This window comes from Methylophaga sp. UBA3192 (genome assembly GCA_002363955.1).
In the GTDB taxonomy this organism is placed as follows: Bacteria; Pseudomonadota; Gammaproteobacteria; order Nitrosococcales; family Methylophagaceae; genus Methylophaga.
The window spans coordinates 170,562-187,764 of sequence record DEXE01000002.1 but is presented as its reverse complement, the minus strand read 5'-3'; the positions used below and the strand labels follow the sequence as shown (position 1 = coordinate 187,764).

Here is a 17,203-nt window from a genome sequence, read left to right as displayed (position 1 = left end):
AAAAACCCGCTAGCCATATATTCATTAAAACGAAAATAGTTTTTTCAGCAGCAGGAAAACTTTTTAAGCGATTCAGCATTTTATTAACATCATATTATTTCGAGGTTCTACACACTGTTTAAATGAAAGTTAGGCTTATCATCTGGGCGCTAACGGTTCCTAATTCAAATTGACGTTTTAAACGAATGCCAGCAAATTAGTTTAAAACGAAAACACTTCATTTAAAGAGGTTATTATCTCATATTATTTATACTGGTAGCTTGGCAAAATAAGCTGGCAGAACTCATAGCTGTTCATCCAGAGCATACAAATTAAACTGTTTTTGAAGTCGATTTAATCATCAGCATTTTTATAGGTAACTTTTTTGAAACAACCGACAATTGTGATTGTTATCCCCTATTTTGGTCAATGGCCGGAATGGTTCGAGTTATACCTCGAAAGCTGCAGTCGTAATCCGGGCATCCACTGGCTTTTTTACACCGACTGTGGTGAGCCGATAAATCAGTGCTCAAATGTCAGCTATGTGCCTATGACTTTTGAAGAATATAAACGCTTGGTAAGTGATCGTTTAGCTATCCATTTTAATCCTACAAGCCCTTATAAATTATGTGATTTGAAGCCTGCCTTAGGGTTTATTCATGAATCAGATATTAAGGATTATGATTTTTTTGCTATTGGGGATATTGATATTATCTATGGTCAGATAAGAAGCTTTATTACTGACGATTTACTGCGAAAATATGATGTTATCGGCACACATAACCGCCGTCTTTCAGGGCATTTCGCTATTTTCCGCAATACGGATAAATATCGACAAGCTTTTCGAAAAATCCCAGATTGGCAGAAATTAATGGAAATGGACGAACATCTCGGCCTGGATGAATCAAAATTTTCCAAGTTGTTTGTTCGCCATAAAAATCACCCATTGTGGTTACGCAAGTTGTGGTCTTTCAGCTCGCCTTATCAAAGACGGGTTTTATATAAGGAACAGTTTAGTACGGTTCTCTCACCAATTAAGTGGCTTGATGGAAGTTCAGATCATCCTCAACAATGGTTTTGGAAAGATGGTCACCTGACCAATGACAGAGATAACAGGGAATTTATGTATCTCCATTTCATGAACTGGAAATCGAATCGCTGGTTACCTAAAAATCTACGTGATGCGCCAGCGGCATGGTCTTCACTGGATAAGCTGGTGCAAATTGATATCAATCAGGCCCGTCAAAATGGTTTCCAGATCTCCCCGCAGGGGTTTACGCCGATTAATGACGGTCCTCTGACAGGTTAAATGGTCTCCCGCCCTCCACGCTTGATATACTGAACAACATTTTTACGCAACTCGAAGATAATTTATGATCGTTTTAGGCCTTTCCGGCGCGGTAAACCACGACGCCTCAGCTGCTTTGTATATTGATGGAAAACTGGTGGCAGCTGCCGAAGAAGAACGCTTCCTGCGTGACAAGCATGCCAAGGGCAAGATGGCTTATGAAGCCACCAGATACTGCCTTGAACAGGCCGGTATCCGCCCTGATGAGATAGATATCGTCGCGTTTCCTTATGCGCAGATTGGCCTGCAATCACCTGCTCGCTGGCATTATGCCAAACGTCACTGGTATGCACCTGACAGAGCATTGACTGCTTTATTTTCCGGTAATCGTCGTTACTGGCGTAATCACAAAAACGTGATGAAACTGCTGGATGATTTAGGCATTGATTCAAAGCGCGTTAAATTTGTCCCGGTTGAGCATCATCTGGCCCATGCCAGCAGCGCTTATCATCTGAGTGGTTTTCTGGAAAAAACCGCGATTATCGGCATTGATGGTAAAGGGGAATATGCCACCACGTTTTTCGGTTATGGCGAAAACGGCAAAATACACAAAATCAAAGAATTCTATGATCCCGATTCACTCGGCGGTGTTTATGGCGCGATGACCGAATATCTCGGTTTTGAAATGCTTGATGGTGAATTTAAAGTCATGGGCATGGCACCTTATGGTGATCCCAACCGTTTTGATTTCTCACGTTTGATTCATTGTGAAAATGGCGAGTTCAAGGTCAACACCAAACTGGTCAATACCGTTGGTTTCCGGCGCTATAAAAAAAATGGTAAAGGTTATTTCTTCAGCCCCGAACTCATTGAATGGCTGGGCCCGATGCGTGAAGGTGATGAAAAGGACGAGCCCTATATTGATTATGCCGCCAGCATTCAGGCATTGCTGGAAAAATGTGCTTTGCATCTGATTGATTTTTACCTGGGCGATATTATTCGTGAAACGGGTAAAGTCGCTTATGCCGGTGGGGTGGCATTAAACGTCAAACTCAATCAGCGCATTATTGCCATACCCGGTGTCAAAGAATTGTTCGTGCAACCGGCTTCCAGTGATGCCGGTACGGCCATTGGCGCGGCCAGTTATGCTTCACAACTGGCTGGTGTGCCAGTGGAAAAAATGGATCATGTATATCTCGGCCCATCCTATACCACCCAGCAATGCATTGAAGCCTGTGAACGCTATACACAGCCGGTCAGCTGGCAATATTTAAATGATGTGTGTGCCGACACGGCAAAAATTCTGGCTGATGGTAATCCGGTCGCCTGGTTTCAGGGTCGGATGGAGTTCGGACCACGTGCGTTGGGTAATCGCAGCATATTGGGCTCACCTAACCATTCCGGAGTGGCGGATCGTATTAATGCCCAGATCAAATACCGTGAACGCTGGCGTCCTTTCTGCCCGAGTATGCTGGATAAAGTGGCGCCGGAAATTCTGCAGACTGATCATCCAAGTCCATATATGACGTTTACCTTTGATGTGGCAGAAAGCTGGAAATCCCGCATTCCGGAAGTCGTGCATGAAGATGGTACCGCCCGGGCACAAATCGTGACCCGTGCAACCAATGCACGTTATTACGAGTTGATCGAAGAAATGGAAAAACTCACCGGCAATGCGGTGGTGCTCAATACCTCACTAAACCGTCGTGGTGAGCCCATGGTTTGCAGTCCTACTGATGCATTGAATATGTTCTATGGTTCGGATCTGCAATATCTGGTGATGGAAGATATTCTGGTCACCAAATAAGTTTGATGAATGGATGACAAAGCCCGATAAGGGCTTTGTCATTTTTTTATCGCTTTTTCTCAGCCAGCTCTAAAATCAACTCCGCAGCCCGCTGTGGCATGCTATACAAATCATGTGTGGCGGCATAATCCAACGCATTTTGTGACAGTTGCTGCAGACGTTTTTTATCAAGCATCTTAGCCAATTGTTGTGTAAAAGCTGATGTATCTTCCGGCTGGTCGATACATTCACCACCGTTTGAGTCTTCAACATAATTGGCATAACCACAGGCACTGCTGACCATACTGGGCAGGCCAGCCACCATCGCTTCAAGAATCACGGTGCCGGTATTTTCAGATCGTGCCGGGTGTAAAAACACATCAGCCGCTAACAGCCATTTCGCTACATCATCGCGTCCACCCATAAAATGGGTTCGTTCAGCGACATCCAGCTTTTGTGCCAGTTGTTCAAAGGGTTTGGCATTATCTTCACCCACCACATACAAATGTGTTTTTTCACGTAACGCCTGTGGTAAAGCGGCCATGGCTTCAATGGCAAAATCAGCGCCTTTGCGTTTAAAGCCGGAGCCTATCATCAGCAGTAAAAAGTCATCAGCATTTAACGATAATTGCTGGCGAAATTGCTGACGTTGTATTTGCCAGTCATCCGGACGCACTCTATCTGGATCGATACCGGGCGGCAGGTCGACCAGTCTTTCCGGTGGCGTCTGATAATACTGCTCAAACAGTTTGCGTTGTACCGATGAGATCATCATCGACACCGTATGGCTTTGTGGTCCAAAAACGGCCCGTTCCCAGGCTTCGTAAAACCTTACCCGACCAAAGAACTGTTTGATGATATAGCTGGGTTCTTGTCTGACTCGCGCCAGATAACAGGGATCAGCAGCGTAATACAAATCCAGGCCCGGCATCTTGTTAAAACCAATCACCAGATCGTAATTACCGGCGGCGATTAATGGCTGCGATTTATTATAAAAATCGCGTACTTTGCCATGATTGGTCAGTCCTGAAACGGTAATCGGAATTTGGTTAAAACCGGGAATCGGATCGCCTTGCCATTCAATGTAATACACATCAATTTCATCTCCGGCATCACGGCGAATTTCCAGAATCCGCCGAAAATCACGCGCCAGGCCGCCATAGGCAAAATATTTATACAGGCATACCGCCAGCTTCATAAATGCATTCCGTTTAACACTTTATTACTACCTTTATGCTTTGATCGCTTTGGTTAACAGATGACGAGTTTCGCCTACCGGCCAATTGCGTAAAAATCGCTGCTGATCCTTTTTATGTAAACGTTTAAAACCAGTTTTGGTTATTTGCTGCATTGCATCCAGATCAATCAGCCAGATTTTTTGTTGTTCATCGACCAGCAAATTGCTGGCTTTTAAATCACCATGATAAATACGATGCAGATGCAATTTCTCAAACAATTCGCTGATTTGCTGGAGCATCTCAGGTTGCTGAATTTCTGAGTCAGAAAGGTCCGCCAACGAACGACCGGCAATATGCTCACAGATAAAATAGGCTTTCTGCCGCAGTCCGAAAAAACGCTGTTCGACAAAACCGAGTGGTTGCGGTGTGGCAATGCCCAGAAATTCCAGCAGATTGGCATTGTACCAGGACATATTGGCGCGACTTTTTCGCAGACAACGTCGTAAGAAATGCCATGGTGTTTTCATGTTATAGCGTTTAATCACCACCGGTTGTCCCGCCAGTTCACCTTTAACCACGGTAGCAGAGTTACCTTTTTTCAGAGAAATTCCGTCCTGCATGGCTTGATTTAATACCGTTAACGGCTGCTCTGCTAAAGCGGTAGATAAATTGCCACGCCATGCCGCTTCAAACATCAGCGATTTACGATAAAGGGTCATGGTGCAGGATCGAAACTGCTTTTTCAGATAATGCGTTTGCCGATAGTCGCGGGCTTTTTTGATTTTGCCGAGTAATTGCTGCTCAAAAATAGGATCCAGCACCATGTTTCGCGCAGCGAAATAAGCAGGTAAACCGTTCAAAAGCCATTCCTGCTGTTCCAACGGAAACTGTGCCATCAACCGCGCCAGATTATTCAGGCAAGTCGCCATTTTCAGCGGCTTTTTCGGGCAAACGACTGAGGCTAAATCCAATAGATATAAAGTATTATTGGAAAACACAAAATTATCCAGATGCGGATCCTGCTGATAGCACTGGTTTTGATGGCAACGGCCAAACAAATCAAATAAGGCCGTCAACGGAAACGTTTCTTCGGAGAAAGCATTCAATGTCACCGCTTTAGGTAAAAAAGCATAGACGATAAAACTGATGCCCTGCTGATCGTCGGCATGTTGCAAAATCGGCGCAACGGCGATATCGGCCTGGCTGCAATGTTGATGCGCTTTCAGTTCGCGTTGATATTCCTGCTGACCTTTGCCTTGCGCGGCAAAGATTTTGAGCACAAATTCGCCACTGTCATTGCTGGCATGTAAAACAATCCGCCGTCCGGCCAGAAAACGTAACATTGATTGGATTTGGTATTTCGTCCCACCCAACTCAAGTTCAACCGGAAAAGCGACAGGTAATTCTTTTAATAAATTTTGAGCACTCAGCATAACCATTATTCCGCCAGCAACTTTTGCGCGCGACGTTCCACCTCACGCCATAAATCGGCCTGCTCACTGAGCATCGTACGCAAAGGTAAGCCTGAATAAATCTGCATAAAGCGTAATTTGTCCCGTTTAGTCAAAGGCACTCTGGAAGCCGAAAAATACAGGCTGCCCAAATCTTTAATCTGCCAGCGTTTCGGTGTTTTATGTCTAATAGTCGCACGGTGCAAATCAATCAGATAAACCGGCGTTTTATCATCGAAGGTATTGTGCTCGGCAAAGCGTTCATCCAACAGAAAGTGACACAGATAAAAATCACGGTGATTCATGCCGTTTTTATGCATGGTGCCCGCCATATTGGCCAGCTTGCGGATCAGCGCCTGTTTGGTGGCAAAACCCGGTGGCCGTTGTTGCCATTGTTCACCAACATATTCCAGGCTCATGGTATTCACCAGATCATCAGTAATTACAAACGAACGTAATGCCGCCGGATTAATGCCTTGTTCGCCATAACCGGCCAGCGTCATGGTTTCGATACCGTGCTTTTCGAGAAAGTGAATCGCCTGCCATTCATTGCGGGCACTGATAATCGGTAAACGTAATTGCAGCAGATTTTTGATGATTTCCGCCCAGCCGACACCTTGATGGTATTTCAGAAAATACGAGCGATCATTCAGCTCAAAGCGTAAGGTCCGGCGGCCCTCTTTATCACGAAAAATCTCGCCGTCTATGTTGGCCACAGCATCAAATACCGGCTTATCGGCCCAGGCCCGAGCCAAATCTTGTCGCAAATAACAGGAATTCTTTTTCATTAAGGCCATCTAAAGGCTATGCCAAGCAGTGAGTTGTGCGAACGCGCACAGCGTTTTGTTACACTGTTTGCAGGAAACCACAAATACTACCACCAGAGCCGAAATGAGGTAAGCCGTGTCATTTAAATCCACCTTGCAGCGCCACCAAAAGATGATTGAAAGCTTGTTCGATATGGAGCCTCAATTAAATGATTTACTGGTCCTTATCAGCGACTGCGTGCTGAATGACAATAAAGTTTTGTTCTTCGGCAATGGCGGCAGCGCTTCCGATGCCCAGCATCTGGCGGCGGAATTTGTGATTCGTTATAAAGAAGATCGCAGACCGCTGGCCGCAATTGCGCTAACTACCGACACCTCAATTCTCACTGCACACAGCAACGATTACAGCTTTGAAACCGTATTCGATCGGCAAATTCAGGCGCTGGCCCGACCCGGCGATGTGGCAATTGGTTTATCGACTTCCGGTAACAGTGCCAATGTCATTAACGGCATTAACACTGCCAAAAAAGCGGGTTGTGCAACCATTGCCTTTACCGGCCAAAGTGGCGGACAGCTTAAAGCCATTGCCGATCATTGTGTCTGTGTCGCCGACACAGAAACCGCCCGGGTCCAGGAAGGCCATATCCTGATTGGTCACTGGTTATGTGAAGCACTGGACGAGAAACTCAGCAAAGCATGAGTCAAAACATCATTACAGCAGACGTCGTTATTGTTGGCGCCGGCATTGCCGGATTATGGTTGCATAATCGGCTGAGCCAGTTGGGTTATCACTGTCTGTTGCTGGAAAATCAGAAAATAGGCCATGCCCAAACCCTCAGTGCTCAGGGCATTATTCATGGCGGCAGCAAATATGCATTAAATGGCATTTTATCTAACGCCGCGCAAACCATCAGCGGCATGCCAGCCCGTTGGAAAGCTTGTCTGCAAGGTAAAGGCGAAATTGATTTATCCAGCGTCAATGTGTTTACCGAACATCAACTGCTCTGGTCCACCCAAAGTCTGTCTTCCAAAATGGTGTCATTCTTTGCCAGCAAAGCGCTGCAAAGCCGGATGCAGAATATTCCCAAATCAGAGCGCAGCGGTTTGTTTGCCGATAATGGTTTTAAAGGCACGTTATACCAGTTGGATGAACCGGTACTGGATGTCAGCAGTTTGCTTGAAGCCTTAATCAAACCCTATGCCGCAACGATTTTAAAAACACCTGACAGCACACCGGAATGGAAAAAACAGGATGGCCAAATCACCGCCATACGGTTTGGTAATGAACTGGAAATTCAGGCACAGCAGTTTGTGCTCACCTCTGGTGAAGGAACTGGTGAATTGTTAGAAAGCCTGCAACTGAGCAAACCCAAAATGCAGAAACGGCCTTTGCAAATGCTGCTCTGCAAAGCCAAAGATCCGGCTAATCCTTTACCGCAAATTTATGCTCATGGTCTTGGCAGTGGCAGCAAACCGATCGCCACCATCAGCAGCCATCCCGATAAAACCGGCAATATCGTCTGGTACCTCGGCGGTAATATTGCGGAAGAAGGTGTCGGCAAAGATCCTGATAGTTTGATTGAAGAAGCACGGGCGCTACTCAAACAGATTTTGCCATGGTTTATCCTGCCGGAACTGGAGTGGACGACTCATAACGTCAATCGCGCCGAACCCAAACAAAGCGGGTTTGCGCGTCCCGATAGCGCCTATGTCAGCAGCCATAACAATCTGCATATTGCCTGGCCGACCAAACTCGCCCTGGCCCCCGATCTGGCCGATAAAGTTATTGAAGCCCTGGCAAAACAAAATGCCGCAAAAACAGCCCATTCCGAGCAGCATATTTTGCCCCTGGCCCAGCTTGCCGAACCACTCTGGGATCGGGCATTTCTTAAATGAAAAAGTTACCTAAAAAGAATATTCCCGGCACCGAGCTTGATGTTTCTGTACTGGGACTCGGCACAGTAAAACTGGGACGTGATAAAGGCGTTAAATACCCCGAAGCGTTTACTATTCCTGATGACGAGGCCGCACTTGCCTTACTGCAACAAGCATGGGATCTCGGCATTAATCTGATTGATACTGCCCCCGCATACGGCAACAGTGAACAACGCCTTGGCAAGTTATTACCTCAACTGCCACATGACTGGATTATCTGCTCCAAAGCCGGTGAACAGTTTGACGCCACTACCGGCGAGTCACATTTCGATTTTTCCCGTGATGCGATTATGAGAAGTGTTGAACAAAGCCTGCAACGACTCAATCGAGACATGGTTGATATTGTATTGATTCACTCTGACGGAAACGATGTACCGATCATCGAACAGCATCGGGCATTGGAAACCCTCAATGAACTTAAGCAGCAAGGTCTGATTGCAGCCACCGGTATCTCCAGCAAAACCGTCGAAGGCGGCCTGCTCGCCCTGCAACAGTCCGATATCGTCATGGTCACCCATAACCTCGCCTATCAGGACGAACAAATCGTGATTGATACGGCCAACCAGCTCAATAAAGCCATCTTTATCAAAAAAGCGTTTGCCAGTGGGCATTTGCCTGCTAATTCAACTAAAGACAGTGTCAGTGCCAGCTTTGAAATGATCTTTGCTAACCCGGCTGTGGCTAGTGTGGTGGTTGGGACGATTAATCCGGTTCATCTTATGGATAATGTGGCTAAGGCTATTCAGGCTTTTGAAAGTAATTAACCACAGAGACACAGAGGGCACGGAGTTTTGGGTGTTAGAAAGATTTATCCGCAGATTTCGCAGATGGCGCAGATTTAAAATTGAATACTTGAAGTCTATGTTCTTAAGTAGTTCATTATGAATTTTTAAACTACTGTTTCATACAAGGGTGTGAAGATTAATTTACATTCGTTTCCTGATGATTTGCCATCGAAATCCTTACCAAAATTTTTCGGAAAAGCCTTCCATCACTCTTGAATGATTCTCTGTTAATTATTTCGGTTATAGTTTTCCAAATATAAAATGCATAATTTCAGTTACTTAACGGGCATAGATGAGTTTGCTAAATTATTATTAGATCGCAGATCTCATTAACACAATGTAGGTCGTAAATGACGGAAAGTGCAGACATGAAGGCAGGGGAAGAGTTTTTCCGATTTCTGAGCAATATAGGACATAGTCTTTTGAATTGGTTTGAAGAATGGGCCGAAGACAGCACCGTACTGCTTCCAATTTTGCTTTCAATCATTGCCGCGCTTGTTTTTTGGACGGTGTTCTCTTACCTTCCTGAGCGAAAACGCCGCAAAAAGCTTCGGCCAGTTGTTGAGCTCACACTTTTTGACACATATAAGCGGCTGTTTTCACTGTTTGACTTGATTATGCGCCATAGTAATAACAGTCCGTCTTTCTATCAATCCGAAATACGGTCCGGCAATCTTTCTGAAGATACGATAGCTTTGGGGCTACGAAACAAATGCCTCAATGAATCTTACCGATATGACCCACATGTGAAGGATGGACTTCTAGTCATTGGACAAGAAATATTGGATCGCTCGCTAGAGCTTAATGAACTGGCTAATAAGATACTTAGTTTTCATACGTATGCCACTGCCGAAGAAATTCTCTTGCTTGAACAGATTAGAGAGAAAATTCGCATCTACCATTTTGGAGAGCGCCATATAAATCAGAACTGCGAAACGATAATCAATGGGCAAATACTCCGTCCAGTTGACCCAACGATAAGTTATCGTCGGCGCAATTTCTATGAGATCTATCAGCTATTTTGCAAGCTTCAAACCATCGTCCTTAATAGAAAGCCAATTGATAGAGATCGCTTTATCTACAAAATGCAGTCTCTTTACTACTCTGGTCAATATGGATTGTGCATAAAACTAGTCCGATCCGAAGGGCAGCGGTTTGAAACAGATTCCACGCTTTGTAGAAACTATTGGGCATTGAGCGAGTATGGTCTTGGTCACATGAAGAATTTCTACAAAATCATGGAAGATACTTATAAGATTAGGCCACACAATGGTTCGCTAGTTTCATCGCGAGGCACGTTCAAGAACCTGCTTGGAGACAACAAGCTCATGGAGATTCTGGCCCAATTCCACTCCGCAAAGGAGATTTCTGCTTTGAGGCAGTCGGTGGAGCAGGATCAAAAGCACAAGGAAGCTTTTGAACAAATCAACCAAACTCTGGAAAAATACATTAAGGGTAAAATATCAAGCGTAACATCTGGTGCAAATGCGTCATAACAAGCCACTGCATAAGGAGAAATAAAAGGGGGCGCTTCCCTTTAATTTTGATTTTTCCTTAATTGTTGGGTTTCATTGCATTCAACCCAATTTACCAAAAATATCCTAATAATCTATAAATAGATTTCTTTGAAATCTCTTTGCCCTCTGTGTCTCTGTGGTTAATTAGTCTTGATGAATATTAATTAAAAATCTGCGTTCATCTGCGTAATCTGCGGATAAACTTCTTTGAAACCTCCGTGTCCTCTGTGTCTCTGTGGTTAATTACCAGCGAGGAATGCCAATGAACAATCAACGTCGCGCTTTATATTTATCTCATGGTGGTGGACCAATGCCGCTGCTGGGCGATAAAAGTCATGAGGAGATGGTGAGTTGTTTGAAGAATATCGCCGCATCCATAGATCGACCATCTGCAATTATCGTTGTCAGCGCTCATTGGGAACAATCATCTCCAACCATTACTTCTGGTGAAAATCCTTCGCTTATCTATGATTACAACGGCTTTCCCAAAGAATCCTATGAAATTCAATATCCCTGTCCGGGCGCTCCGACATTATCGCAGTCAATGGCTGAAGCGTTGAAGGATGCTGGTATTGAAGCAAAGCTTGATGATAGCCGAGGGTTTGATCACGGTCTGTTTGTACCGTTGAAAATCATGTATCCGGAAGCGGATATCCCCTGCGTTCAATTGTCTCTGGTCAACAACCTCGACCCTGAGCTACATATCAAAATGGGACAGGCTCTACAAACGTTGGGTGATCAATCCTTGCTGCTGATAGGTTCCGGGTTTTCCTTTCACAATATGCGGGCTTTTTTCACGCCGGAGACGGATGAAGCAAAAACCATGAACGAGTCATTTGAGGACTGGTTACTTGAAACATGTTGTGATGAAAAGCTGACTGAAACGGAAAGAGAAAAAAGACTTATTAATTGGCAGTCAGCACCTTTTGCACGCTATTGCCATCCAAGAGAAGAACACTTGCTTCCCCTTCACGTCTGTTATGGATTTGCTGGCTCGGCCAGTTCAAAATCATATGAATTACAGGTGCTCAATAAAAAAGCGAGCATGTATTTATGGTCGGATCGTTAACAGTAAGGTAGGTTGGGTTGAGCTGGCGAAACCCAACATTTTGGTTTGAATTTTCGTTATTTGTTGGGTTTCATTGCATTCAACCCAACCTACCAAAAAACCTTTAAATCTACGGATAGATTCCTTTAAAACCTCTGTGTTCTCTGTGTCTCTGTGGTTTATTTATCTTGATGAATAATCTGCGTCCATCAGCGTAATCTGCGGATAAATTCTTTACACCTACCAGCCTTTAAATTCATGGGTTAACGCATGCGTGACACGATTTTTTAACCAGGTCGCGACCTTGCGGTTTGCCTGCCGGGATAAGCATTGAAAGTAAGTTGCAGATAATGCCGTTTCGGTCGCCAGACTCACGAGCTGTTGCTGTTTGAGGTGAGTTTGAATCAGTGTTGTGGGTAATATGGCCCAGCCATCGCCACGTAATACGGCGTCTCTGATTAATTCATACATTGTGAGGCCTGAATACTGCCGGCCAATCTGGTTCTGAATGACCAATTGCCCCTTTTGCAGGAAGGTAAGACAGATCTGCGTGTACTGGCTTAAATCACTTTCTGTCACCTGGGCCAGATTCGCTAGCGGATGTACTGGACTGACAACCGTTCGCTGTTCGATCATGCCAAGCCGAAAATTGGGATCTACCGCGTTATTAACGCCAAAGCTTATATCGACAATTCCATTATCAATAAACTCGTGATGTTCCTGTGTTGGTAACAGGTATACCGAGGTGGAAGTTTGCGGAAACTCGACGTGTAAATCATGCATACACTGATGCCAGAAGACTTCTGGCAAGGCATCATCTCGTGCAACTCGGAGCTCTGATTCGATACCTTCCAGATGCTGATTACTAAGTTGTCTGATACGGATGGCGGATTGCAATAAACGCTGGCTGTCCGCCAATAAAGATTGTGCAATGGGGGTTATCTGCAAACTGTTTCCAGAGCGTTGAAAAAGGTGAATTGCCAACTCATCTTCCAATGCAGAAACCGCTGCACTTACGGTGCTTCGTCTCATTCCTAATGCGATAGCGGCGTTTGCGAAGGACCCGCATTCTGCTGTTTTCACAAACGCTTCAACTTGTTCAATACGCATAGCTAGTCCACTTTAAAATTTGTTTAGCACCAACTATATTGGCGCTGAGCGATTTTGTCGAATACCCGCTTGCCTCTAAAGTACCTGCCATTACTTGGAGAACAGTTATGCGGAAAAATAGTGAACGGAAAGTATTAATGGTATCGGCAATATCCGCCGCCTGCTTTTCGATATCGGGGCTTATCCTAGGCTTACTGAGCGGTTCAGTGATGATTTTATTTGATAGTGCGTATTCATTGCTGTCGTTAGCGTTGGCCTCCTTGTCTTTGCTGGCCTTGAAGCTGGCAAATCAACCTGCGAACAATGACTATCCTTTTGGCCGACTGACCATTGAACCGATTGCGATTTTGGTAAAAGGTGTAGTCATCGCCCTGGTATGTTTTGTATCAATGATCTTTGCGGTGATCAGCCTGTTGCAGGGAGGTAGAGAGGTCAATCTGGATCTGGCCCTGGTGTTTGGCGTCGTCAATGTTATCGGTTGTGCGATTACCTGGGCTTATATCAAGCACCGCAAAAAGGATGTGAAAACGTCGCTGGTCGACGCTGAACAGCGTCAGTGGCAGATGGATACCTGGTTAAGCACGGCTGTGTTGTTGGGCTTTATCGCCACATTTGTGATTATTCATACGCCTTATGCTGATTACGCTCGCTACGCCGATCCACTGATGGTACTTATCATTGCCGGTTATTTTTCCTATATTCCGGTTCGAATGATTGCCCAGGCTTTACGGCAAATATTGTTTGCCGCACCGACTGATGAGGTTCGTGCGCAAATTGATGCACAGTTAACGACTAGTGGTGTCCAGCCTCACAAACCTTTACGTATTGCCCAGGTAGGAAGCTTTCTGATTGCTCAGTTACCAGCAAGGCTGGATGCGAATGTTCATGAACTGATGCACATTGCTATCAATGAGATAGCCGAACAACAGCAACTGAAGTTGTTGTTGGTTCAAGGTGTTCACATTCAGCAGGACTGAGTAACTTTTCAGTTGACCCCGCAAATAGCAATAATTATCATTTGCATCTTTATATTATTCCAAGAGGTGCATCATGGTTGCAATTGTCTACGGGTCAACAACAGGGAATACCGAAGACGCCGCCAAAAAAATTAAGCAATTCTTTGGCGCGGATAAAGCCGAATTATTTGATGTGAAAGATGCCGGATTAGCGGCCATTGAGTATTTCGACAAATTCATTTTTGCCCTGCCCACCTGGGACTATGGTGAAGTTCAAGCCGACTGGCAAGATGTCTGGGATGAGATTGATACCACGGACTTTACTAATAAAACGGTCGCTTTTGTCGGAATGGGCGATCAGTTTGCCTACGCAGAATGGTTCGTGGATGCCATGGGTATGCTGCACGATAAAGTGGTGGCAAAAGGTGCCAATGTTATCGGTTACTGGTCTACGGAGGGTTATGACTTCGAAGCATCCAAAGCGCTCACCGAAGACAAAAGTTCGTTTGTGGGTTTGGCACTGGATGAAGACTGCCAACCAGAACTTACTGCTCAACGCGTTGAACAGTGGTGCAAGCAGATTAAACCAGCTTTTTTATCGTAGTTTTGGTTAAGCCTGTAAAACTCAACGCTCTTCATTTGCTCTTTTTGTGCTTTAGGGGTTTATTACATTCAACCTTTTGAATACTATGTGATTTAAACTATTTTATAAAAGGAAGGGACGCCATGAAACTCATTAATGCTGCATTTGGATGTATCTTAACTTTTGCACTTAGTACACTCACAACCGCTCAGGCAGATACATCGAAAACCTTTCAGTTATTCATAAAAGAGATTGTTGAAACCTGTATCAACGCACCGGAGAATGCTTCTTCGATCTTAACCGCACACGGCTTTCAGACTGATGGCGTTAAAGGGAGAGCTCAGCACCCGGTTCATACATGGACGATAGATCAGCGAGTGCTCAGTATGCGACCTCCCGAGCAAAGTCAACGTAACGGGTTATGGGGCCCCTGTAAGATCATTGCAAAGCCTGCTTTTAGCCGAGAAGAGGCAGCGGAACTCATCGACCCCATCTTCCCTGTAATCCCAAATCCTCCGGGTAGTCTGCCACCAAAAGGCACGTTTGGCGGGCAGTGGTGTCCGGAACCAGCTCAAGTGCTAAGTTATACACTCTCCAGACCTAATACAGGCGAATTCTATATCGCTCGCAATACCTCAACTTCCTGCTGAAAAATCTGCAAAACTTTGAAATCTCAGATTCCGACGGATTCTTTTATCCTTGTTGGGCTTCGCAATCCAGTGGTCAGCAAATTTGATTCAACTCAAATACCCTTGATCGCAAAGTCTAATGCCATGATCATTTCATCACGAAAGTGATTTAAAGAACCAATAGGATCTTTTAGTAAATAGGCAGGGATAGAGGCGAATTGCGGTGTGAGTAGTAGAAGTTTCTCACCTTCATATTCAATTTCTGGCGTTAGATTAGCCAGATTTTTGAAGTTTTTCCGTCTTCCAAGCGGAATAACGATTCTGGTGACGATTTCTGAGATAACGAAGCTTTGAATATCAACTCTAAAAAGAAATGCATTACAGTTGGGTTTGATAAACTTCAAATTGCGCCATTAAAACTCTCTGAATTCATCTCCAAAACAGCCATGCTCATCAACAAACTCATTGTAAGCTTGAATGGCATTTTTATTTTCTTCGGCCCATTTTTCAGTATTGAATTGAGCCAATTTTTCTTGTTTAAGAGGGAACAAATCATCAGAGTTCATCATATTGCCAACAGCTAGGTTAGAAAAAATTACGGTAAAGAATAATTAAATGAAAATCTAATCTTTCTCTGTGCCCTCTGTGTCTCTGTGATCTATTTATATTAATAAATAATCTGCGTCCATCTGCGTAATCTGCGGATAAATATTGTTTATCTATCCTGATGAATCTTATTCACAATCGCCGTGGTGGAGCAGTTTTCGGTTAAGCCCATCACTCTGACTTCACCGCCATAGCCTTCGACAATTTCCCAGCCAACCACGCCTTTTTTATCGTAGTCGCCGCCTTTCACCAGGATATCCGGCTGAATTTCTTTGAGCAGTGTTTCCGGGGTATCACCTTCAAAGACGCTGACCCAATCCACATCTGCCAGGCCTGCCAATACGATCTGACGACGATCCGCAGTGTTAATCGGACGGCCTTTGCCTTTGAGTTTGGTGACGGATTCATCAGAGTTAATGGCAACAATCAATCTATCGCCCTGAGCGCGCGCCTGATGCAGATAGCTGACATGACCGGCATGCAGAATATCGAAACAGCCATTGGTAAAGACAATTTTCTCGCCACGTTTTTTGGCTTGGTCGACGGCAATTTTTAATTGTTCAACCGTCACCGCACCGGCAAAGGAATGATCGCTTTGATGGGTGCCCTGATGGCGTTGGTATTCGGCAAACAGTTCGGGTTCACTGACGGTCGAGGTGCCCAATTTGCTGACCACAATACTGGCGGCAACATTGGCTAAGATTACTGCTTGCTGCAAAGATTGTCCGGCTGCCAGTGCGGCTGCCAGCGTGGCAATCACGGTGTCTCCTGCTCCGGTGACATCGGCGACTTCTTTGGCAATGGCGGGTAAATGGAATTCGGTATTGTCATTGGTTATCAGCGACATGCCCTGTTCACTACGGGTGATTAATACGGCTTTAATATCAAAGTCGGCAATCAGTTTTTTGGTTTTTTCAATCAGGTCAGCTTCTGACTGAATTTCGCCTGCTACCGCTTCAAATTCGGTGAGATTAGGCGTGATTAAATCCGCGCCACGGTATTTACTGAAATCATTGCCTTTCGGATCCACCAGCACGGTCATCGCATTGGCTTTCGCCAAGTTAATCCATTGCTGTGGATCATGCAGCGTGCCTTTATCGTAATCCGACAGGATCATCACCCCGCCATTAACCAGCAATGATGCGACTCTGTCGGCCATACCTTCACAGCTTTCGACGGTAAATCGGCTTTCAAAATCCATCCGCAACAGTTGCTGATGCGCACTGATAATGCGGGATTTTATGATGGTGGGATGCTGTGTGGTTTGATGAAACGCACATTCGATACTGACAGAACGCAGTCGTTCTTCTAACACCTGAGCGGCTTCATCCTGACCGGTAATGCCTGACAGGCTGCATTTAGCACCCAGCGAAGCAATATTCATTGCGACATTGGCGGCCCCGCCCGGAATATCTTCCAAACGTTCAATATTGACCACCGGCACCGGCGCTTCGGGTGAGATGCGTTTGGTTTTGCCGAAATAGAAACGGTCCAGCATCAAATCACCAACGACAACAACATTGGCCTGCCGAAAATCCGGGAATGCATTTTTCATAACGTTTGAATTATTGATTAGGGAAAGCGG

At 45.1% G+C, this 17,203-nt stretch carries 17 protein-coding genes; 10 read left to right on the top strand and 7 right to left on the bottom strand.

Annotated elements, in window-relative coordinates; genetic code table 11:
* The first annotated feature begins 364 nt into the window (after nucleotides 1-364).
* Entirely contained in the window at nucleotides 365-1,288 is a 924-nt protein-coding gene (locus B2337_RS00975; RefSeq protein WP_292414400.1) for a DUF6625 family protein, read from the top strand.
* Between the two features lie 64 nt (nucleotides 1,289-1,352).
* Entirely contained in the window at nucleotides 1,353-3,074 is a 1,722-nt protein-coding gene (locus B2337_RS00970; RefSeq protein ID WP_292414401.1) for a carbamoyltransferase family protein, read from the top strand.
* A 46-nt stretch (nucleotides 3,075-3,120) separates the two neighbouring features.
* On the opposite strand, the gene B2337_RS00965 is transcribed toward B2337_RS00970, so the two are convergent.
* Genes B2337_RS00965 through rfaP form a run of 3 tightly spaced genes read right to left on the bottom strand, consistent with a single transcriptional unit; the run spans nucleotide 3,121 to nucleotide 6,470 of the window.
* Nucleotides 3,121-4,251: a glycosyltransferase family 4 protein gene (locus B2337_RS00965; RefSeq protein WP_292414402.1), complete on the bottom strand. Its 1,131-nt coding sequence runs from the start codon at nucleotides 4,249-4,251 to the stop codon at nucleotides 3,121-3,123.
* A 33-nt stretch (nucleotides 4,252-4,284) separates the two neighbouring features.
* The gene (locus tag B2337_RS00960; protein WP_292414403.1) at nucleotides 4,285-5,664 is read right to left on the bottom strand and encodes a lipopolysaccharide kinase InaA family protein; all 1,380 of its coding nucleotides are present in this window, start codon (nucleotides 5,662-5,664) and stop codon (nucleotides 4,285-4,287) included.
* A gap of 5 nt (nucleotides 5,665-5,669) precedes the next feature.
* Complete coding sequence (gene rfaP, locus B2337_RS00955) at nucleotides 5,670-6,470, bottom strand: lipopolysaccharide core heptose(I) kinase RfaP (protein ID WP_292414405.1); 801 nt, start codon at nucleotides 6,468-6,470, stop codon at nucleotides 5,670-5,672.
* Nucleotides 6,471-6,585: 115 nt separating this feature from the next.
* Here rfaP and B2337_RS00950 point away from each other — a divergent pair, with 115 nt between their 5' ends.
* The 5 genes from B2337_RS00950 to B2337_RS00930 all read left to right on the top strand — a co-directional run bounded on the left by B2337_RS00950 (nucleotide 6,586) and on the right by B2337_RS00930 (nucleotide 11,755).
* The gene (locus B2337_RS00950) at nucleotides 6,586-7,149 is read left to right on the top strand and encodes a D-sedoheptulose-7-phosphate isomerase (protein WP_292414406.1); all 564 of its coding nucleotides are present in this window, start codon (nucleotides 6,586-6,588) and stop codon (nucleotides 7,147-7,149) included.
* Entirely contained in the window at nucleotides 7,146-8,345 is a 1,200-nt protein-coding gene (locus tag B2337_RS00945; protein WP_292414407.1) for an FAD-dependent oxidoreductase, read from the top strand. The genes B2337_RS00950 and B2337_RS00945 overlap by 4 nt, the downstream gene beginning before the upstream one ends.
* The gene (locus B2337_RS00940; protein WP_292414408.1) at nucleotides 8,342-9,148 is read left to right on the top strand and encodes an aldo/keto reductase; all 807 of its coding nucleotides are present in this window, start codon (nucleotides 8,342-8,344) and stop codon (nucleotides 9,146-9,148) included. Before B2337_RS00945 ends, B2337_RS00940 begins: the two co-directional genes overlap by 4 nt.
* Before the next feature lie 371 nt (nucleotides 9,149-9,519).
* Nucleotides 9,520-10,665, top strand: a complete 1,146-nt coding sequence (locus B2337_RS00935) for a hypothetical protein (protein WP_292414409.1) — start codon at nucleotides 9,520-9,522, stop codon at nucleotides 10,663-10,665.
* A 283-nt stretch (nucleotides 10,666-10,948) separates the two neighbouring features.
* The gene (locus B2337_RS00930; protein ID WP_292414410.1) at nucleotides 10,949-11,755 is read left to right on the top strand and encodes a DODA-type extradiol aromatic ring-opening family dioxygenase; all 807 of its coding nucleotides are present in this window, start codon (nucleotides 10,949-10,951) and stop codon (nucleotides 11,753-11,755) included.
* A gap of 219 nt (nucleotides 11,756-11,974) precedes the next feature.
* Here the strand turns inward: B2337_RS00930 and B2337_RS00925 are convergent, their stop codons facing one another.
* Nucleotides 11,975-12,844 (bottom strand): LysR family transcriptional regulator, encoded by an 870-nt coding sequence (locus tag B2337_RS00925; RefSeq protein WP_292414411.1) that lies wholly within the window; start codon nucleotides 12,842-12,844, stop codon nucleotides 11,975-11,977.
* Nucleotides 12,845-12,951: 107 nt separating this feature from the next.
* Between B2337_RS00925 and B2337_RS00920 the strand changes: the two genes are divergently transcribed.
* From B2337_RS00920 to B2337_RS00910, 3 genes are all read left to right on the top strand, one after another.
* Nucleotides 12,952-13,821, top strand: a complete 870-nt coding sequence (locus B2337_RS00920; RefSeq protein WP_292414412.1) for a cation diffusion facilitator family transporter — start codon at nucleotides 12,952-12,954, stop codon at nucleotides 13,819-13,821.
* 73 nt (nucleotides 13,822-13,894) lie between these two features.
* Complete coding sequence (locus B2337_RS00915) at nucleotides 13,895-14,404, top strand: flavodoxin (RefSeq protein ID WP_292414413.1); 510 nt, start codon at nucleotides 13,895-13,897, stop codon at nucleotides 14,402-14,404.
* Between the two features lie 122 nt (nucleotides 14,405-14,526).
* A complete protein-coding gene (locus B2337_RS00910; RefSeq protein WP_292360440.1) occupies nucleotides 14,527-15,033 on the top strand; it encodes a hypothetical protein in 507 nt (168 codons plus the stop codon).
* Nucleotides 15,034-15,125: 92 nt separating this feature from the next.
* Here B2337_RS00910 and B2337_RS00905 read toward each other — a convergent pair whose 3' ends face one another.
* From B2337_RS00905 to hldE, 3 genes are all read right to left on the bottom strand, one after another.
* Nucleotides 15,126-15,416, bottom strand: a complete 291-nt coding sequence (locus B2337_RS00905; RefSeq protein ID WP_292414414.1) for a CcdB family protein — start codon at nucleotides 15,414-15,416, stop codon at nucleotides 15,126-15,128.
* 9 nt (nucleotides 15,417-15,425) lie between these two features.
* Entirely contained in the window at nucleotides 15,426-15,581 is a 156-nt protein-coding gene (locus B2337_RS00900) for a type II toxin-antitoxin system CcdA family antitoxin (protein ID WP_292360444.1), read from the bottom strand.
* Between the two features lie 146 nt (nucleotides 15,582-15,727).
* The gene (hldE, locus tag B2337_RS00895) at nucleotides 15,728-17,173 is read right to left on the bottom strand and encodes a bifunctional D-glycero-beta-D-manno-heptose-7-phosphate kinase/D-glycero-beta-D-manno-heptose 1-phosphate adenylyltransferase HldE (RefSeq protein ID WP_292414415.1); all 1,446 of its coding nucleotides are present in this window, start codon (nucleotides 17,171-17,173) and stop codon (nucleotides 15,728-15,730) included.
* Between the last annotated feature and the right edge of the window lie 30 nt (nucleotides 17,174-17,203).